This window comes from Georgenia sp. EYE_87 (assembly GCF_023148685.1).
Lineage (GTDB): Bacteria > Actinomycetota > Actinomycetes > Actinomycetales > Actinomycetaceae > Georgenia.
Window position 1 is genome coordinate 44,026 of record NZ_JAHXNL010000006.1, and the last position, 17,972, is coordinate 61,997.

The window sequence follows — 17,972 nt, forward strand, 5'->3', positions numbered from 1 at the left end:
CCGCCCGGCTCAGACGTTGAAGCGGAACTCCACGACGTCGCCGTCGCGCATGACGTAGTCCTTGCCCTCCATGCGCACCTTGCCGTGCGCGCGAGCCTCCGCCACCGAGCCGAGCTCCACGAGGTCCTCGAAGGAGATGACCTCGGCCTTGATGAACCCGCGCTCGAAGTCGGTGTGGATGACCCCGGCGGCCTGCGGCGCGGTCCAGCCCCGGTGGATCGTCCAGGCCCGGGCCTCCTTCGGCCCGGCCGTGAGGTAGGTCTGCAGGCCCAGCGTGTGGAAGCCGACGCGGGCGAGCTGGTCCAGGCCCGCCTCCTCCTGGCCGGACTCGGCCAGCATCTCCGCAGCCTCGTCGGGCTCGAGCTCGACGAGCTCGGACTCGAACTTCGCGTCCAGGAATATGGCGTCCGCCGGTGCGACGAGCGCGCGCAGCTCGGCCTGCATCGCCTCGTCCGCCAGGCCGGCGTCGTCGGTGTTGAAGACGTAGATGAACGGCTTGGCCGTCATGAGCTGGAAGGTGGCGAGGACGTCCGGGTCGAGGCCGGCCTTCTCGGCGCCGGCGGAGAGCAGCGTGCCCTCGCCGAGGAGCGCCATCGCGCCCTTCGCCGTCTCGAGGACCTCGGCGTCGACCTTCTTGCCGCGGACCTCCTTCTCCAGCCGCGGGATCGCCTTCTCCAGGGTCTGGAGGTCGGCGAGGATCAGCTCGGTGGAGATGGTCTCGATGTCGTCCTTCGGGTCCACCCGGCCCTCCACGTGGACGACGTCGCCGTCCTGGAACACGCGGGTGACCTGGCAGATCGCGTCGGCCTCGCGGATGTTCGCGAGGAACTGGTTGCCCAGGCCCTCCCCCTCGGAGGCGCCCTTGACGATCCCGGCGATGTCCACGAACGAGACGGTGGCGGGCACGATCCGCTCGGAGCCGAAGATCTCCGCCAGCTTGTCCAGGCGCGGGTCCGGCAGCGGGACGACGCCGATGTTCGGCTCGATCGTCGCGAACGGGTAGTTCGCCGCGAGGACCGTCGCCCGTGTCAGGGCGTTGAAGAGGGTGGACTTGCCGACGTTGGGGAGACCGGCGATACCGATAGTGAGGGCCACGTGGGCCGAGTCTACGTGCCCGGCCGCACGCACGACCTTCGCGGCGGTGACGACCGCGCCACATCACCGGCGGCGGTGTCGGTCAGGGCTGCGCGACGGCAAAGTCCGCCTCCCGCCGCGTGTCGGCGGTCCCGGCGATCTCGCCCGTCTCGTGGTCGACCTCCAGCGCCTGCACGGACCCGAAGACGGCCTCCTCGACGGCGACGACGTCGACGCTCCAGCCGAGGTCGGCGAACGCCGCCGCGTCCTCCGGCGCCGGCCGCGTCTCGGTCGTGAGCGTCGAGCCCTCGAGGATGAACCGCGGGGAGGCGACGGCGTCGGCGAGCGGCTGGCCGTGCAGCGCCCACCGGGTGATGACGTTGGCCAGGACGTTCGGGATCTGCCGGCCCCCCGGCGAGCCGATGCCGAGGACCGGGCGCCCCTCGCCGTCGACGACGACGGTGGGCAGGGACCAGCTCACCGAGCGGCGGCCCGGCGCCGGCTCGTTCGCGGCGGTGCTGCCGATCGAGTCGAACCGGGAGAGCTGGTTGTTGAGGAAGAACCCGCCGACCATCTCGCCCGAGCCCCAGAAGTTCGTGATCGTGTTCGTCATCGAGACCATCAGGCCGTCCGAGTCGACGACGGTCAGGTGCGTGGTGTTGCCGGGCACGACGTCCCGCTCCGGCGCCGCGACGACGTCCCCCGCGTCGTCGCCCCCGCCCGCTGCGAGCACGGACGCCGCCAGCTCTGCGTTGCGCCCGGGGTCGGTGAGCTCGTCGACGGGGACGTCGACGAAGGCGGGGTCGCCCACGACGGTGTCGACGCTGCGGTCCGCCACCTGCCAGGCGCGCGAGAGCTGCTCCACGTACCGCGCCGAGCCGGGCTCGGACTCGGCCACGCCGGCGGCCTCGGCCACCTGCAGCATCTGCACCAGCCCCGCCCCCGGCAGCGGCGGGGCAGCAGCGAGCACCCGGTGGTCGCTGAACGCGCCCTCGACCGGCTCGGTGCGCACCACCTCGTACGCCGCCAGCGAGGCCGCGTCGAGCCCGTCGACGGCCGTGATGGCCTCGGTCAGCGGGCCGTCGTAGAACGCGTCCGCACCGCCGTCGGCGATGGTCCGCATGGTCGCCGCGAGGTCGTCCTGGACGAGCCGCTGGCCGGCGGCGAGCGGCTCGCCGCCCGGCGAGAAGTGCTCCAGGCGGCCGACCGCGTCGGGGCCGTAGTCGCTGCGCATCCGCAGCGCGAGGAAGTCCGAGACCTCGAAGCCGTCGGAGGCGAGCTCGATCGCCGGCGCGACCACCTCGTACCACGGCAGCTCGCCGTGATCCTCGTGGAGGGCGGCCATGCCGGCCACGAAACCGGGGACGCCGGTGCCGCTCTCGGGGACCCGCCCGTCCTGCGCGACGACCTCGCGGTAGTCGTACGCCTGGGGCGCGCCCTCGCCCGTCGGGACGACGAGGGCTGCGCCGCCACCGCCGATGCCGGAGGCGAAGGGTTCGACCACGGCGACCGCGAAGGCGGTCGCGACGGCCGCGTCGACGGCGGAGCCGCCGGCGTCCAGCACCTGCATCCCGGCGTCCACCGCGGCCGGGTGGCCCGCACTCACCCCGTGGTCGCCGAGCGCGGCCGCCGGCTCCGCCGTGGGTTCGGCGGTGGGCGGGGGCGTCGGTGAGGGCGACGGCGGGGCGGTGGTGGGCTCCGACGTCGGCGCGGTCGGGACGCTGTCGGAGCAGCCGGTGACGACGGCGAGCAGCAGGGCCACGAGACCGGCGAGAAGGGTGCGGTTCCGGCGGGTGGCGGCGGGAGCTGAGGCGGGTGCGGCGTGCGCGCGAGGGTGGTCCATCGCCCCGCCACGCTACCTGCCGGTGGCTCACCCGCAATCCGTCCGCCACGGCTCTCACCGGACCACACCAGCCTCGCAGGCCTCGCTGGTCCCGGCGGCACCGGCGGAGCCCCCGACTGTGAGCCGGTGCACCGACCCGAGGAGGCCTCCAGAGGTCGCACGGGCGGCGGCGACGCCTACCCTGGAAGCACCGAGCGGCCGACCGGCCGCCCTGATCGGAGCCGCCGCGCGTGACCTCACTTCGCACAGGCGCCGCCGCCGCGGTGGGCAGCGCCGAGCAGACGACGAGCCCACGGGTCGTCGCGCTGGACGTCGCCCGCGCGGTCGCGATCCTCGGGATGCTCGTGGTCAACGTCGGTCCGCGGGACGACTCCGGACCTGCCGCGATGGTCATCCGCGCCGCGCACGGCCGCGCGTCGCTCCTGTTCGTGCTCCTGGCGGGGATCGGCATCAGCCTGCTGACCCGCCGTGCGCGCCAGGGCGGCCCCAGCAGATGGGGCACGCTGGTGTGGCGCTCCGCGCTGCTGCTGGTGGCGGGGCTTGCCCTGCAGCTCCTCGACCACGACGTGAAGGTCATCCTGCCCACCTACGCCGTGCTGTTCCTCGTCGCGCTGGCCGCGGTCCGCCTGCCGGACGTCGGGCTGCTGATCGGGGCGGGGGCGGCGACGCTGCTCGGTCCGCTCGTCTGGATCGGCGGCCAGCAGAAGACGGACTTCGACATGGAGCCGGCGACGCTCACCAGCACGCCGCTCGACGTCCTCTCCTCCGTGGTCCTCACCGGTCCGTACCCGGTGGTCACCTGGGCCGCACCGTTCCTGCTCGGGATGTGGCTCGGACGCCGGCGCCTCACCGCCCGCGCCGTCCAGGTCAGGCTCGTGGTCGTCGGGGCCGCGGCCGCGGTCGGCGGCATCGTGGTCTCCCGGGTCCTCGTCGCGCTGGTCGGTCAGCCGGGCGAGGAGGTGGGGCTCGACCGCCTCACCTCTGCCGTCGCCCACTCCCAGATGCCGCTGTGGCTGGTGAGCGGCACCGGCAGCGCGCTCGCGGTGGTCGGTCTTGCGCTGCTCCTCGTGCCACGCGCCGGCCGCTGGGCACACCCGCTGGTGGCCGTCGGCCAGCTGTCCCTGACGGTCTACGTCGCACACCTGGTCGTCATCGCGGCCCTCGTGCGGCCGGGTCCTGGCTCGGCCGCCGAGGGGCTCGGCGTCTCGCTGCTCATCGCTGCCGCGGCCGTCCTCTTCGCCACGCTCTGGCGGGCGGGATTCCGGCGGGGCCCGCTCGAGACGCTCCTGCGCGTCCCCTCCCTCCTCCGCCGCGCCTCCTGACGGCACGCGTGCCCCGACGGCTGCCGCGCCCCGGCCGGCCCGCGCCCCGGCCGGCCCGCGCCGCGCCGACGGCGCGGCCGCGGTCGCATGTCGGTGGCTGCTGGCATCGTGCCGGTCATGGAGATCACCACGGTCCTGCTTCTCGCCGCGGCGCTGGTCGTCGGGTGCGCCCTGGGCTACGCCGTCGCCCTCGCCCGGGGCGCCGCCGTGCGCGGTGACGGCGCGACCGCGGCCGAGGTGGGCGAGCTGCGGGCCCGCGCCGCCGCCGCGCAGGCCCGCGCCGAGCGGCTGGCCGAGGAGGTCGAGGACCTCCACGAGCGCGCCCGGCAGGACCAGGACGTCCTGCGCGCCCTCGGCCCGGTCCAGGCCACCCTCGCCCAGGTCGGCGAGCACGTCGCGCACCTCGAGCGTGAGCGCACCGAGCAGTTCACCGTCCTGACCGAGCAGCTACACCACGCGCGACGGACGGACGTCGAGCTCCAGCGCACGACGGCGCAGCTGGAGTCCGCGCTGCGGTCCACCTCGGCGCGCGGTCAGTGGGGAGAGATCGAGCTGCGCCGGGTCCTCGAGGCGTCCGGGATGCTGCGGCACGTCGACTTCGTCGAGCAGCGCTCCCTCGGCACCGCAGGCGCACCCGGCCGGGCCCGGGGGACGGGCGGACGGCCGGACGTCGTCGTGCACCTGCCCGGTGAGAAGTACCTGGCGGTCGACGCCAAGGTGCCCATGGACGCCTACCTGGAGGCGAGCGCCCTCGGCGAACGACCGACCGGGGAGGACGCCGAGCGCCGTGAGCGGCTCCTCGCCTCGCACGCCAAGGCGCTGCGCGGGCATGTCGACGCCCTGGCGCGGCGGGCGTACCACGAGCAGCTGCCCGGGTCACCGGAGCTCGTCGTCATGTTCGTCCCGTCAGAGGGGCTGCTCGCGGCGGCCCTCGAGGCGGACCCCACGCTGCTCGAGCACGCCCTCCGGCAGGGGGTGGCACCGACGTCGCCGTCCTCGCTGCTGGCGCTGCTGCGCACCACGGCGGCCGTCTGGTCGACCGAGCAGGTCGGCGTCGAGGCGAAGGAGCTGCTGGAGCTCGGCCGGACCCTCTACGACCGGCTCGGCGTCGTCGCCGGCCACCTCGGCGGGCTGGGACGCTCCCTGCGGGCGAGCGTGCAGCACTACAACAAGGCCGTCGCGTCCATGGAGCAGCGCCTGCTCGTGACGGCCCGCGACCTGGAGTCCCTCGGCGGGAAGGACCTCTCCGTCGAGCCGGTCTCGGCCGACGACGCGCAGGTGCGGACGTTCACCGCGCCGGAGCTCGTCGCCGACGACGGCGGCTCGCTGCTCGCCGGCCGCGCCGGTTAGCTCAGGCCCGCCGCGGGTCGGGCCCGCAGCGGCTCAGGCGCGCGGCGGCTCAGGCGCGCGGGACGGCGGTCGCGCCGCGCCGGGCGCGGTGCGGGCGGTCCGGCTGCTCGCCGGCGCGCTTGAGGTCGGCGCGGAGGTTCTTCGGCAGGGAGAACATGATGTCCTCCGTCGCCGTGCGGACCTCCTCGACGCCCGTGAAGCCGAGCCCCGTGAGCCGGTCGATCACGTCGCGCACGAGGATCTCCGGCACCGACGCGCCGGACGTCAGCCCCACGGTGGTGGCCCCCTCGAGCCAGGCGGGGTCGATCTCGTCGGCCTTGTCCACCCGGTAGGACGCCCCTGCCCCGGCCTCCAGCGCCACCTCGACCAGCCGCACGGAGTTCGAGGAGTTGGCGGAGCCGACCACGATGACGACGTCGGCGTCGGGCGCGAGCTTCTTCACGGCCACCTGGCGGTTCTGGGTGGCGTAGCAGATGTCGTCGCTGGGCGGGTCCTGCAGGTGCGGGAACCGCTCCCGGAGCAGCTTCACCGTCTGCATCGTCTCGTCCACCGACAGCGTGGTCTGCGAGAGCCAGATGACCTTCTCCGGGTCCCGCACCTCGACCTGGTCGACCTCGTGCGGGCCGTTGACCACCTGGATGTGGTCCGGCGCCTCACCCTGGGTGCCCTCGACCTCCTCGTGGCCGTCGTGGCCGATCAGGAGGATGTCGTAGTCGTCGTTCGCGAAGCGCACGGCCTCCTTGTGCACCTTGGTCACCAGCGGGCACGTGGCGTCGATCGTGGCGAGGTTGCGGGCCGCCGCCTGGGCGTGGACGGCCGGCGAGACCCCGTGCGCCGAGAACACGACGCGCGCCCCCTCGGGCACCTCGTCGGTCTCGGAGACGAACACCGCCCCGCGCTCGGAGAGCGTCTCGACGACGAACTTGTTGTGCACGATCTCCTTGCGCACGTACACCGGCGCACCGTAGAGCTCGAGCGCCTTCTCGACGGCGTCGACGGCCCGGTCCACGCCGGCGCAGTAGCCGCGCGGGGTGGCGAGCAGGATGCGCCTGCCGTCGGGCGCCGGGTTGCTCTCGACCGCGCCGGGGAACGCCGAGGCGCCGGCGAGGGAGGAGACCCGGCCGGCGGGTCCGGTGGACTCAGGAGCGGTCGTGGGGATGGTCACCTGGCCAGGGTACGTGGGGAGGCCGCGGCAGGGCCATCGAGGTGTCCGAAAGCACACGGACGTCGCCGGGGCACCGGCGCGCCGGGCGGCCGGGTCCCACGGTGCGGGGGCGGCGGGCCGCTGTCACGGGCGGGTGCGACGATGGCACCCATGAACCGGAACCTGCTCGAGCCCGACCCGATCCTGCTCCCGCAGGACCACCCCGACGTGCCGGCCCGCGCCGCGCTCGACGCCGGCGAGGACCCGCGCGCCGTCGCCGCGCAGCACCCCGCCGCGAGCCTCGCCTGGGCCCGGCTTGCCCGTGCGGCCCTCGACGCGGACGACGCCGTCGCCGCCTACGCCTTCGCGCGCACCGGCTACCACCGCGGTCTGGACGCGCTGCGCCGCGCCGGCTGGCGTGGCGCGGGCCCGGTCCCGGCCAGCCACGCGCCCAACCAGGGTTTCCTGCTCTCCGTGCTGGCTCTGGCCGACGCCGCCGCCGCCATCGGGGAGACCGAGGAGCACGCCAGGTGCATGCAGCTGCTCACTGACTCCGACCCGCGCGCCGTCGAGGTGCTCGGGGCCCGGTGACGTCCATGGGCACCTTGACGAGCGACCACCACTCCCCCGCCCCGCGCCGCCTGGCCGCCCGGGCGCTGGAGACGACGGCCGAGAACCCGTGGCCGGTGCGGCTGCTCTCCTCCAAGATCACCGAGTACGTCAACCGGATGGCGCCGCTCTGGGTCGAGGGCCAGGTGGTCCAGCTCAACCGCCGGCCCGGCGCAACGCTGGCGTTCCTGACCCTGCGGGACACCGACGCGGACATGTCCCTGCCCGTCTCCGTGCACGCCCGGGTGCTCGCCGCGGTCGAGGCACCGCTGGAGGAGGGCGCGCACGTGGTGGTCCACGCAAAGCCGACCTTCTGGCCCAAGCGCGGCACGCTCCAGCTGCAGGCGGACGAGGTGCGGCCGGTCGGGGTCGGCGAGCTGCTGGCCCGGATCGAGCACCTCAAGCGCGTCCTCGCCGCGGAGGGGCTCTTCGACGCCGACCGCCGGACGCCGCTGCCGTTCCTGCCGGGCACGGTGGGGCTGGTGTGCGGCCGGGAGTCGAAGGCCGAGCACGACGTCGTCGTCAACGCCCGTGCCCGCTGGCCCTCCCTGCGCTTCGAGATCCGCGAGGTCGCGGTGCAGGGCCCGCGCGCCGTCGCCGAGGTCACCGCCGCGATCGCCGAGCTCGACGCCGACCCCGCGGTCGAGGTGATCGTCGTCGCCCGCGGCGGTGGCGCCGTCGAGGATCTGCTGCCGTTCTCCAACGAGGCCCTGGTGCGCGCCGCGGCGGCCTGCCGCACCCCGCTCGTCTCCGCGATCGGCCACGAGACCGACACGCCGCTGCTGGACCTCGTGGCCGACTACCGGGCGTCCACCCCGACCGACGCCGCCAAGCGGATCGTCCCCGACGTCGCGGAGCAGCGCCGCGGGCTCGCCCAGGCCCGCCAGCGCATCCGGCACGCCGTGCGGGCCCGGCTGCACGGCGAGGAGCAACGGCTGGACGCGCTGCGCTCGCGCCCGGTCATGGCCGACCCGCACGCCGTGGTCGAGCGCCGCGAGGAGGAGGTCCGGCGGGCCCGGCTCGCCGGGACGCGCGCGTTCGCCTGGCGCACCGACCGTGCTGCGGGCGAGCTGGGGGCGTTGGTGGGCAGCCTCCGGGCGCTCTCGCCCGCGGCGACGCTGGCCCGCGGCTACGCGGTGCTGCGCACGCACGAGGGCGAGGTGGTCCGCGCGCCGGACCAGGTGGAGCCCGGCGACCAGCTCGAGGCGTTGCTGGCGCAGGGCCGGCTGGTCCTCGAGGTCGGCCTCGACGACCCCTCGGTGTGACCGGGCCGGGCCTGCACGAGTCGGTGCCCGATGAAAGACTGTCGAGCGTGAGCCAGAATCTGTCCGACCTGCCCGACGTGTCCACCCTGAGCTACGAGCAGGCCAGGGACGAGCTGGTCGAGGTGGTGCGCCAGCTCGAGGCCGGTTCGACCTCCCTCGAGGACGCCCTGACCCTGTGGGAGCGCGGGGAGGCGCTGGCCGCGCGGTGCCAGTCCTGGCTCGACAACGCCCGGGCCCGTCTCGACGCCGCCCGGGCCCCTGCGGACGGACAGACCAGCCCCCCCGCGGACCAGCGGGGGACCGCGGCCGCCCGACCCGACCACGACCCGGCGGCGGAGCGCGAGGCCGCGCTCGACGACGCCGCGGCCGCCCTTCCCGAGGAGGAGTCCGCATGAGCGAGCCGTTCACCACCCCCGAGCCCGACGGTGCCGTGCCGCCCCCGCGCCCGGGCAACGCCCCGGGCGGCGACGGCGGCACGACCGAACGGTCCCCCAAGGCACCGGCCGAGCACGACCCGTTCCGCCCGGTGGGCGACCCGGAGCTGTCCGAGGGACCCAAGGCGCCCACCTCGGAGGCCTGGGGCGGCTCCGCCGGCGACCGGCTCCCGCACGACACCGGCGCCGCCCCTGCCCTCGTGATCGGTGAGGCGCTGGTGGACATCGTCGAGCGGCCGGGCGAGGAGCCGTCCGAGCACCCGGGCGGCTCCCCCGCCAACGTCGCCGTCGGGCTTGCCCGGCTGGGCAGGGACGTCGAGCTGGTGTCGTGGTTCGGCTCGGACGCGCACGGGGCGCTGCTGCGCTCCCACCTGGAGCTGGAGGAGGTCCGCCTGTCGCCGGCGTCCGCCCGCGCCTCCCGCACCTCGACGGCGCGCGCCCGGCTGGACGACACCGGCGCCGCGACGTACGTCTTCGACCTCGAGTGGGCGCCGCCCGAGCCCGATCCCGGGCTCGAGCCGCTGGTCCTGCACACCGGGTCCATCGCCGCGGTCCTCGAACCGGGCGCCCGGACCGTCGCCGCGACCATCGAACGGCACCGCCGGCACGCCACCATCAGCTACGACCCGAACGTGCGCCCCGACCTCATGGAGGACAGGGAGCGCACCCGTCGGAGCGTGGAGCACATCGTCTCCGCCTCGGACGTGGTCAAGGTCTCGGACGAGGACCTCGCCTGGCTCTTCCCGGACGAGGACCCGCTCGCGGTCGCCCGCCGGTGGCTGACTTTGGGCCCCGCGCTCGTCGTCGTCACCCGGGGCGCCGAGGGCGCGTGGGCCGGGACGGCCGAGGGCCTGGAGCTCGGGTCGCCCGCGCGCGCAGTCGAGGTCGTCGACACCGTCGGTGCGGGCGACTCCTTCACCGCCGGGATCCTCGACGGCCTGTGGGGCGCCGGACTGCTCGGCGCGGACCGCCGGGCAGCTCTCCGGGCCGTCGACGCGGCCACCCTCCAGCGCATCCTCGACCACGCGGGCCGCATCGCGGCGATCACCGTGTCGCGGGAGGGGGCCAACCCGCCCACCCGCGCCGAGCTCACCGTGGACTGACGCTCACGGGGTGGGACTCACCCCGTGAGCTTGCGGACGCGGACGCGACGCTCAGGTCTCGGCGCGGGCGGGTGTCTCGTCCTGGGCGGCGCGCTTCCTGGCGCGCTCGAGCGCGCGCTTGCGCTGCTCCCTGGCGTCATCCTCGAGCTCGGCGGCCCGCTCCTCGTCCCGGGTGAGGTTGTCGCCGGACTCCGGGTCGAACACGTGCATCGAGCTCGGGTCGAACCACAGCTCCGCCCGGTCGCCCTCGCGGATCCTGCTCATCGACTCGAGCGCCACGATCATCTGGGTGCGCATGCCCTCGCCGTCCAGGTCCCGGTCGAGCTCCTCGAGCTTGCCGCGGACGGCGTCGTGGGTCTCGAACGGGACGTAGGCGTAGAGCACCTCGCCCATCCACTCGGTGACGTCGATGTCGGCCTCGAACCGCACGCCCTCGCCCCGGCCGGCACGGCCGTCCCCTGGGCCGGGCCCCATCGTCTCGGCGTCGAGGAAGGCGTCCGGGCGGACCCCGACGATCACCAGCTCGCGGTCGCCCACCGCCCGGCGCAGGCGGTCGTCCAGCGGCACGTCCACCAGCGGCAGGTGCAGCACGTCGCCGCGCACCTCGCCGGGCAGGAAGTTCATCGGCGGCGACCCGATGAAGCCGGCGACGAACAGGTTGACCGGCTGGTCGTACAGGCCGCGCGGACTCGCCACCTGCTGCAGCTCCCCCCGCCGGAGCACCGCCACCCGGTCGCCGAGCGTCATGGCCTCGGTCTGGTCGTGCGTGACGTAGACGGTCGTGGTGGCGAGGGCGCGCTGGAGCCGGGCGATCTCGGTGCGCATCTGCCCCCGCAGCTTCGCGTCGAGGTTCGACAGTGGCTCGTCGAAGAGGAACGCCTGCGCCTCGCGCACGATCGCCCGGCCCATGGCGACGCGCTGACGCTGTCCGCCGGAGAGGTTCGCAGGCTTGCGGTCGAGGTGCTCGTCGAGCTCGAGAAGCGTGGACGCCCGCCGCACCTTGGCGTCGATCTCCTCCTCGCTGAACTTGCCCTTGGCGAGCCGCAGCGGGAAGGCGATGTTCTCGTAGACCGTCAGGTGCGGGTACAGGGCGTAGTTCTGGAAGACCATCGCGAGGTCCCGGTCGCGGGGGGCCTTGTCGTTGACGACCTCGTCCCCGATCCGCAGCTCGCCGGAGGAGATGTCCTCCAGCCCCACGATCATCCGGAGCAGGGTGGACTTCCCGCAGCCGGACGGCCCGACGAGGATGACGAACTCGCCGTCGGCGATGTCGAGGTCGATCCCCTTCACGGCGGTGAACCCGTCCGGGTACGTCTTGACGATGTTGTCGAGGGTGATCGAAGCCATCGGGCCTCTCCTTCGGATTCGGTGCGGGGGCGTTCAGCCCTTGACTGCGCCCTGGGTCAGGCCCGAGACGATGCGACGCTGGAAGAGCAGCACGATGATCACGACCGGCACCGTCACCACCACGGCGGCGGCGGAGATGGCCCCCGTCGGCTCCTCGAACTGGGAGGCGCCGGTGAAGAAGGCCAGGGCGGCCGGCACCGGCCGCGCCGCGGACGTCGACGTGAGCGAGATGCCGTAGACGAAGTCGTTCCAGGCGATGAAGAAGGCGATGATCGCCGTCGTGAAGACGCCCGGGGCAGCCAGGGGGACCACCGCCTTGCGGAAGGCCTGCCACTGCGTCGCCCCGTCCACCTGCGCCGCCTGCTCCAGCTCCCACGGGATCTGCTTGAAGAAGGCCGCGAGCGTCCAGATCGAGATCGGCAGCGTGAGCGAGAGGTAGGGGATGATGAGCCCCGCCCAGGTGTCGTAGAGCCCGATGCTGCGCCACAGGTTGAACAGCGGCGTCACGATGGAGATCACCGGGAAGATCGACACCGCGAGCGCGGTCGTGAGGATCATCCTCTTGCCGGGGAAGTCCAGCCGTGCGATCGCGTAGGCGCAGAACGTCGCGAGCACCACCGCGATGAGGGTGGCGATGAGGGAGATCCCGATGGAGTTGCGCAGCGCCGGCAGGAACAGGTCCTGGGCGCTGCCGCCCGGGGCGAGGATCGCCGTGTAGTTCTCGGTCGTCCACTCGACCGGCAGGAACGTGCCCGAGAAGAGCCCGGCCTGCGTCTTGAACGAGGTCATGATGATGGAGAGCACCGGGAAGAGGGACCACACCAGCACGAAGATGGCGATGAGCGTCCAGGCCACCTTCTGCCTCGTCGAGAGCCCGCGCATCATTCCCCTCCCCGGGCGCCGGCGAGGTCCACCTTGAAGCCCTTGACGGCGATGAAGCTGATCAGGATCACGCAGAGGAACAGCAGGACCGAGATGGCCGACCCCAGGCCGATCTCCAGGCGCCCGATCGAGGTGCGGTACGCGAGCAGGGACAGCACCTCGGTCCCGTTGGCGCCGTTGGTCATGATGAAGACGTTGTCGAAGATGCGGAAGGCGTCGAGCGCCCGGAAGAGCACGGCGACCATGATGGCGGCCTTCATGTTCGGCAGGATCACCCGCCGCAGGACCTGCCACCCGGTCGCGCCGTCGACCTTCGCGGCCTCCTCCAGGTCGCCGGGGACCTGCGCGAGCCCGGAGAGCAGGAGGAGGGAGATGAACGGCGTCGTCTTCCAGACCTCCGACGCGATGATCACGAAGAGCGACGTCCCCTGGCTGGCGAACCAGTTGAGGTTCTCGTCGATGCCCGGCACCCAGTCGAACCAGTTGTTGACGAAGCCGCCGGAGTTGATGTCGAAGGCGTAGAACCAGGCGAAGGCGGAGACGACGGTGATGATGCCGTACGGCACGAGGATCGCGGTGCGCAGCCAGCCGCGCAGGCTCTTGATCGCGCGGTGCATGACCATCGCGAGGGCGAAGCCGAGGACCAGCTCGATCGCGACCGTGACGACAGTGATGAGCAGCGTCACCCACAGGCTGTTCCAGAAGACGGCGTCGGTCAGGACCACGCCGTAGTTCCCCACGCCGACGAACTCGCGCGCGTCGGGGTCCGTGAGTCGGAAGTTGAAGAGGGAGTCGTAGATGGCCTGGAGGATCGGGTACAGGGTGACGAGGAGCATCACCACGAACGCCGGCCCTGCCAGCATCCACCCGAGACGTACCTCGGAGCGCGACCGGTCGGACCGGCGGACCCGGCGCGACCGGGTGGTGCTCCGCCCCCTCGTGTCGTCCACCTGGGTCGGTGGCATCGCGGTGGTACTCACAGCAGGCTCTCCCCTCGTAGCACGGCGGTGATGAGCTCGGTGGCCTGCTCCGGGCTCGTCTCCGGGCTCACCGCGCGGGGCGGGTGCCAGGTCTCCTGGAGGCCGAGCGAGACCTCGTTGTACCGGGGCGTCTGCGGGCGCGGCACGGCCTGCTCCAGGGACTGCCGGATCGTCTCCGCCATCGGGAACTCCTCGACGACGCGCGGGTCGTCGTACGCCTCGATCGACGACGGCGGGTTCCCGTTGGTCACGAAGTACTCGGCCTGGTTCTCGGGGCTGATGATGCAGGCGACGGCCTCGTAGGAGAGGTCGACGTGGTCGCTGAACGCACCGACGCCCAGGTTGATGCCGCCGACGGGCGGGGCCGACTCGGTGCCCTCGTCCACCTGGGGGTACAGCGCCCAGCCCATGTCCTCCACGACGTCGGGGGACGACTCGCTCAGGGCCGCGTAGACGAACGGCCAGTTGACCATGAAGGAGCCGTCCTCGCCGGCGAAGAGGTTCATCGAGGCGTTCTCGTCGGCCGTGGGCAGACCGGCGCCGCCCAGGCCCTCGTCGCCGATCCGGCCGATGATCTCGGCGGCCGCGCGTCCGGCGTCGGAGTCCAGCCCCAGCTCGACCTCGTCGGCGGGGGCCTCGGGGTTCGTGATGATCTCCCCGCCGGCGGAGGCGACGAGGGCGTTGATCCACACGGTCAGCGACTCCGCCTTGGTGCCCTGCACGCCGAGCAGCTTCTCCTCGCTGCTCGCGGCCTCGATGAGCTGGTCCCAGGTGACGGGCTGGCTCATGTCGAGACCCGCGCTCTCGGCCACGGACTTGCGGTACCACAGCAGCTGGGTGTTGGCCCAGAACGGCACGGTGACGAGCTCGTCGTCCCACATCGCGGAGTCGATGGCGCCCTGCACCACGCCCTCCGTGCCGAGCCGCTGGACCTCCTCCGGCACCGGGGCCAGGAAGCCCGGCTCGGCGAGCTCGGGGACGTACGGCGGGTCCAGGCTCATGATGTCGATCGAGCTGTCGGAGGCGGCGAGGCGCCTGGCCAGCTGCTCGCGCTGGGAGGCCGCGTCGCGGGGCAGCAGCGACGTCTCGATCCGGTAGGCGCCGTCGGCCTCCTGCGTGCACTTCTCCGCGATCGCGTCCTGCCCGCCCGCGTCGGGGTTGATGTACCAGGTGAGCGTGGGCGTGCCGGCCTCGGCCGCGCACGCGGACACACCGGCGGCCATGGCCATGACGAGGACCGCTCCCACTTGTCTGCGCCGTCGCACGTGGCCTCCCTCAACGCTGATGGTGGAGACAGCAAACCCCCATTCACCGGGCCCCGCCACCGGAGTGGCGGCGGCGCTGCCAAGATGGGCGGATGAGCACAAACCTGACACCCGCACAGGCCTGGAAGCGACTGCAGGACGGCAACGCCCGCTTCGTCGCCGACGCCATGCAGCACCCCTCCCAGGGCGCCGCGCACCGCACCGTCGTCGCCAAGGAGCAGCACCCGTACGCCGTTCTGTTCGGCTGCTCGGACTCGCGGGTGGCCGCCGAGATCATCTTCGACCAGGGCCTGGGCGACCTCTTCGTCGTGCGCACCGCCGGCCACGTCCTGGACACCACGGTGATCGGGTCGATCGAGTACGGCGTGGACGTCCTCGGGGCGCCCCTCGTCGTGGTGCTGGGGCACGACCGGTGCGGCGCCGTCGGCGCCGCCACCGAGGCCCTGATGACGGGCAAGATGCCCACGGGCTTCGTCCGCGCCGTCGTCGACCGGGTCATCCCCTCCCTGCTCACGCACGCCCAGCTGGCCGGTCCCGATGCTGGCGGCGGCACCGCGCGGGACGACGGCGCGCCCGCCGTCGGCGGCTCCGCCGCAGGCGGCCCGCGTTCCGTCACGCTGCCCGATGACGACGAGCTGCGCCGCGAGCACGTTCGCGCGACGGTCCAGATGCTGCGGGACTACTCCGGCTCGCTCGCGACGTCGGTCGCCGAGGGGCGATGCGCGATCGTCGGTGTGGAGTACACGCTGGCCGACGGCACCGCGCACGTCGTCGACCACGTCGGCCCGCTCGGCGTCTGACCCGGGGGCCCGGGGTCGACGCCGGGCTCGGCGTCGACCCCCAGGTCACACGAGCAGGTAGGCGGCGGAGAGGATCGTCAGGGCGAGCACGAGCCGTTCGAAGACCCGCTGGTCGATCCGGCGAGCCAGCCTGCGTCCCGCCAGCGCCCCGGCGACGACCGCCGGGACGAGCACCAGGTCCAGGCGCAGCGAGTCCGCGTCGATCAGCCCGAGCGAGACCGAGAACGGCGTCTTGACCAGGTTCACCGTGAAGAAGAACCAGGCGGCGGTGCCGAGGAAACGGTTGATCGAGTAGCTCGAGGCGAGGAAGTACAGGGCCATCACCGGCCCGCCCGAGTTGGCGACCATGGTGGTGAACCCGCCCAGCACGCCGTAGGTGCCGGTGACGAGCCGGCGTCCGGGCCTCGGGACCGCGCGCCGCGGCCTCGCACGCCGGACGAGGGTCAGGGCGATGAGTGCGAGCAGGATGGCGCCGATGGTGCGGCGTACGCCGTCGTCGTCGGCCACCGCGAGGAAGGCCGTCCCGGCGACCACGCCCACCAGCACCGTCGGCACCAGCCGGCGCAGGGTGGCCAGGTCGGCGTGGGCGCGGTAGGACCACACCGCGAACAGGTCCCCCACCATCAGGAGGACCAGCAGCGCGCCGGTGGAGGCGCGGGCGGGGAGGACCGCGGCGAACAGCGCGACCGCGATGGTGGCCGCCCCCGGGACGGCGGTCTTGCTCAGCCCGACCAGCACCGCGCCGAGGGTGAGGAGGGACCAGGCGAGGGCGGACAGCTCGGGCACGGGCCCGAGCATGTCACCCCGGCCGGCCGGCCCGGACGCGTGTCCACCGCGCGACCCGGGACGGCCGGCGAGCCCGCTACAGGTCGATACCCTCCAGCAGGTCGGTGACCAGGGCGGAGACGGCGGACCGCTCCGACCGGGTGAGCGTCACGTGCGCGAAGAGCTCGTTGCCCTTGAGCGCCTCGACGACGGCGGCCACGCCGTCGTGCCGTCCCACCCGGAGGTTGTCGCGCTGGGCCACGTCGTGCGTGAGCACGACCTTGGAGTTCTGCCCGATCCGCGAGAGCACCGTCAGCAGCACGTTGCGCTCGAGCGACTGCGCCTCGTCGACGATCACGTACGCGTCGTGGAGCGACCGGCCCCGGATGTGGGTCAGCGGCAGGACCTCGAGCATGCCGCGCGCGATGACCTCGTCGAGCACCTCCGGCGCCACGAGGGCGCCGAGCGTGTCGTAGACCGCCTCGGCCCACGGGTTCATCTTCTCGGCCTGGTCGCCCGGCAGGTACCCCAGCTCCTGCCCGCCGACGGCGTAGAGCGGCCGGAAGACGACCACCTTGCGGTGCTCCCGGCGCTCCATCACGGCCTCCAGGCCCGCGCACAGGGCGAGCGCGGACTTCCCCGTCCCGGCGCGACCGCCGAGGGAGACGATGCCGATCCCGGGGTCGGTGAGGTGGTCGATGGCGATGCGCTGCTCGGCGCTGCGCCCGCGCACCCCGAACACCTCCCGGTCCCCGCGTACCAGGCGCAGGGTGCCGTCCGCGGCGAGACGTCCGAGCGCCGACCCGCGCGGGGAGTGCAGGACGGCCCCGGTGTGCGTGGGGACCGCGGCGAGGGAGCCCGGGGTGGCGAGGTCGGCGACGACGACCTGGCCGTCCTCCCAGAGCTGCGACATCTCCGACTCGGTCAGCTCCGCCGTCGTCATGCCGGTGTAGCCGGAGTCCACGACCTGCTGGGCGCGATACTCCTCCGCGTGCAGCCCGACGGCGGAGGCCTTGACCCGCATGGGCAGGTCCTTGGAGACCACCGTGACGGCGTGCCCCTCGGCCGCGAGGTTGGCGGCGACGGCGAGGATGCGGGTGTCGTTGTCGCCCAGGCGGAGCCCGGACGGGAGCACCTGGTCGCTGGAGTGGTTGAGCTCGACCCGGACGGTCCCGCCGTCCGCGCCGACGGGCACCGCGGAGTCGAGCCGGCCGTGCGTGACGCGCAGGTCGTCGAGGAGCCGCAGCGCGCTGCGGGCGAAGTACCCGAGCTCGGAGTGGTGGCGCTTGGCCTCGAGCTCGGTGACGACCACCACCGGCAGCACCACGTCATGCTCGGCGAAGCGCAGGATCGCCCGCGGGTCGGAGAGCAGCACGGAGGTGTCCAGCACGTAGGTCCGCAGCGCGGTGCCGGCCGGTTCGGCCACTCCGAGCTCGGCGGCGACGACGGCGCCCGGGGCGGCTTCCCCGGCGGCGGCGTCGGTGGTCGGTGCGCTGATGGTGCGATCGATGCTCACGAGAGCTCCCTCCGGCGCCTGCGGCGCCGAGTCAGCTGCGCCGTGGGCCGCGCGGAGCGCGCGGCCCGGGCACTGTGGTGGGCGCGGCAGGCCGACCCAGGCGGGGCCGGCGGCCCCTCCCGTCCGCAGCTGGCTGCTGCATGGGCTGACCTCCCGGAGGACGGCAGGTGTGCCGCCCGTCACAGCTGACGCTAGATCCCCACGGGCCACCGGCAAGTCGGGACACGCCAGACGGCCGAAGTGTTCACCTCACCGAAACACGCCGCTCACAGG

At 73.6% G+C, this 17,972-nt stretch carries 16 protein-coding genes; 7 read left to right on the plus strand and 9 right to left on the minus strand.

Going from position 1 to position 17,972, the window contains the following annotated elements; all coding sequences use genetic code 11:
- Positions 1 to 9: 9 nt before the first annotated feature.
- Together ychF and KZX45_RS10410 are read right to left on the minus strand one after the other, a co-directional pair.
- Positions 10 to 1,095, minus strand: coding sequence for a redox-regulated ATPase YchF (gene ychF, locus KZX45_RS10405; RefSeq protein ID WP_248257669.1), 1,086 nt, complete (start codon positions 1,093 to 1,095; stop codon positions 10 to 12).
- A gap of 82 nt (positions 1,096 to 1,177) precedes the next feature.
- Positions 1,178 to 2,917: a gamma-glutamyltransferase gene (locus KZX45_RS10410; protein WP_248257670.1), complete on the minus strand. Its 1,740-nt coding sequence runs from the start codon at positions 2,915 to 2,917 to the stop codon at positions 1,178 to 1,180.
- 230 nt (positions 2,918 to 3,147) lie between these two features.
- Between KZX45_RS10410 and KZX45_RS10415 the strand changes: the two genes are divergently transcribed.
- Both KZX45_RS10415 and KZX45_RS10420 read left to right on the plus strand, forming a co-directional pair.
- Positions 3,148 to 4,239, plus strand: coding sequence for a DUF418 domain-containing protein (locus tag KZX45_RS10415; protein WP_248257671.1), 1,092 nt, complete (start codon positions 3,148 to 3,150; stop codon positions 4,237 to 4,239).
- Positions 4,240 to 4,356: 117 nt separating this feature from the next.
- The gene (locus KZX45_RS10420) at positions 4,357 to 5,589 is read left to right on the plus strand and encodes a DNA recombination protein RmuC (protein ID WP_248257672.1); all 1,233 of its coding nucleotides are present in this window, start codon (positions 4,357 to 4,359) and stop codon (positions 5,587 to 5,589) included.
- Between the two features lie 49 nt (positions 5,590 to 5,638).
- On the opposite strand, the gene KZX45_RS10425 is transcribed toward KZX45_RS10420, so the two are convergent.
- On the minus strand, positions 5,639 to 6,634 hold the full coding sequence (locus KZX45_RS10425; RefSeq protein WP_248257820.1) for a 4-hydroxy-3-methylbut-2-enyl diphosphate reductase: 996 nt from the start codon (positions 6,632 to 6,634) through the stop codon (positions 5,639 to 5,641).
- A gap of 270 nt (positions 6,635 to 6,904) precedes the next feature.
- On the opposite strand from KZX45_RS10425, the gene KZX45_RS10430 reads away from it, so the two are divergent.
- From KZX45_RS10430 to KZX45_RS10445, 4 genes are read left to right on the plus strand one after another with little or no spacing between them, the layout of a single operon-like run.
- Entirely contained in the window at positions 6,905 to 7,324 is a 420-nt protein-coding gene (locus tag KZX45_RS10430) for a DUF3151 family protein (RefSeq protein WP_248257673.1), read from the plus strand.
- 5 nt (positions 7,325 to 7,329) lie between these two features.
- On the plus strand, positions 7,330 to 8,607 hold the full coding sequence (xseA, locus tag KZX45_RS10435; protein WP_248257674.1) for an exodeoxyribonuclease VII large subunit: 1,278 nt from the start codon (positions 7,330 to 7,332) through the stop codon (positions 8,605 to 8,607).
- Positions 8,608 to 8,654: 47 nt separating this feature from the next.
- Entirely contained in the window at positions 8,655 to 9,002 is a 348-nt protein-coding gene (locus KZX45_RS20485) for an exodeoxyribonuclease VII small subunit (protein ID WP_374112585.1), read from the plus strand.
- On the plus strand, positions 8,999 to 10,144 hold the full coding sequence (locus tag KZX45_RS10445) for a carbohydrate kinase (RefSeq protein ID WP_282453547.1): 1,146 nt from the start codon (positions 8,999 to 9,001) through the stop codon (positions 10,142 to 10,144). Before KZX45_RS20485 ends, KZX45_RS10445 begins: the two co-directional genes overlap by 4 nt.
- Before the next feature lie 51 nt (positions 10,145 to 10,195).
- Here KZX45_RS10445 and KZX45_RS10450 read toward each other — a convergent pair whose 3' ends face one another.
- From KZX45_RS10450 to KZX45_RS10465, 4 genes are read right to left on the minus strand one after another with little or no spacing between them, the layout of a single operon-like run.
- A complete protein-coding gene (locus KZX45_RS10450; protein ID WP_248257675.1) occupies positions 10,196 to 11,491 on the minus strand; it encodes an ABC transporter ATP-binding protein in 1,296 nt (431 codons plus the stop codon).
- A gap of 33 nt (positions 11,492 to 11,524) precedes the next feature.
- The gene (locus KZX45_RS10455; protein WP_248257676.1) at positions 11,525 to 12,373 is read right to left on the minus strand and encodes a carbohydrate ABC transporter permease; all 849 of its coding nucleotides are present in this window, start codon (positions 12,371 to 12,373) and stop codon (positions 11,525 to 11,527) included.
- Positions 12,373 to 13,338, minus strand: a complete 966-nt coding sequence (locus tag KZX45_RS10460) for a carbohydrate ABC transporter permease (RefSeq protein ID WP_248257822.1) — start codon at positions 13,336 to 13,338, stop codon at positions 12,373 to 12,375. Before KZX45_RS10460 ends, KZX45_RS10455 begins: the two co-directional genes overlap by 1 nt.
- An 11-nt stretch (positions 13,339 to 13,349) precedes the next feature.
- Positions 13,350 to 14,582 carry an extracellular solute-binding protein gene (locus tag KZX45_RS10465; RefSeq protein ID WP_248257823.1) on the minus strand — a complete coding sequence of 411 codons (1,233 nt, stop codon included), beginning with the start codon at positions 14,580 to 14,582 and terminating at the stop codon, positions 13,350 to 13,352.
- Between the two features lie 128 nt (positions 14,583 to 14,710).
- On the opposite strand from KZX45_RS10465, the gene KZX45_RS10470 reads away from it, so the two are divergent.
- Positions 14,711 to 15,418, plus strand: coding sequence for a carbonic anhydrase (locus tag KZX45_RS10470; RefSeq protein WP_248257677.1), 708 nt, complete (start codon positions 14,711 to 14,713; stop codon positions 15,416 to 15,418).
- Positions 15,419 to 15,463: 45 nt separating this feature from the next.
- Here the strand turns inward: KZX45_RS10470 and KZX45_RS10475 are convergent, their stop codons facing one another.
- Positions 15,464 to 16,216, minus strand: coding sequence for a sulfite exporter TauE/SafE family protein (locus KZX45_RS10475; protein WP_248257678.1), 753 nt, complete (start codon positions 16,214 to 16,216; stop codon positions 15,464 to 15,466).
- Positions 16,217 to 16,280: 64 nt separating this feature from the next.
- Positions 16,281 to 17,609 (minus strand): PhoH family protein, encoded by a 1,329-nt coding sequence (locus KZX45_RS10480; protein ID WP_248257824.1) that lies wholly within the window; start codon positions 17,607 to 17,609, stop codon positions 16,281 to 16,283.
- Positions 17,610 to 17,972: the final 363 nt, after the last annotated feature.

Excerpts from the sequence above, each read along its gene's own strand:
- xseA (WP_248257674.1), top strand. The coding sequence starts at position 7,330 with ATGGGCACCTTGACGAGCGACCACCACTCCCCCGCCCCGCGCCGCCTG.
- KZX45_RS10455 (WP_248257676.1), bottom strand. The coding sequence starts at position 12,373 with ATGCGCGGGCTCTCGACGAGGCAGAAGGTGGCCTGGACGCTCATCGCC.
- KZX45_RS10470 (WP_248257677.1), top strand. The coding sequence starts at position 14,711 with ATGAGCACAAACCTGACACCCGCACAGGCCTGGAAGCGACTGCAGGAC.
- KZX45_RS10450 (WP_248257675.1), bottom strand. The coding sequence starts at position 11,491 with ATGGCTTCGATCACCCTCGACAACATCGTCAAGACGTACCCGGACGGG.
- KZX45_RS10430 (WP_248257673.1), top strand. The coding sequence starts at position 6,905 with ATGAACCGGAACCTGCTCGAGCCCGACCCGATCCTGCTCCCGCAGGAC.
- KZX45_RS10465 (WP_248257823.1), bottom strand. The coding sequence starts at position 14,582 with ATGGCCATGGCCGCCGGTGTGTCCGCGTGCGCGGCCGAGGCCGGCACG.
- KZX45_RS10410 (WP_248257670.1), bottom strand. The coding sequence starts at position 2,917 with ATGGACCACCCTCGCGCGCACGCCGCACCCGCCTCAGCTCCCGCCGCC.
- KZX45_RS10445 (WP_282453547.1), top strand. The coding sequence starts at position 8,999 with ATGAGCGAGCCGTTCACCACCCCCGAGCCCGACGGTGCCGTGCCGCCC.
- KZX45_RS10420 (WP_248257672.1), top strand. The coding sequence starts at position 4,357 with ATGGAGATCACCACGGTCCTGCTTCTCGCCGCGGCGCTGGTCGTCGGG.
- KZX45_RS10475 (WP_248257678.1), bottom strand. The coding sequence starts at position 16,216 with ATGCTCGGGCCCGTGCCCGAGCTGTCCGCCCTCGCCTGGTCCCTCCTC.
- KZX45_RS10460 (WP_248257822.1), bottom strand. The coding sequence starts at position 13,338 with ATGCCACCGACCCAGGTGGACGACACGAGGGGGCGGAGCACCACCCGG.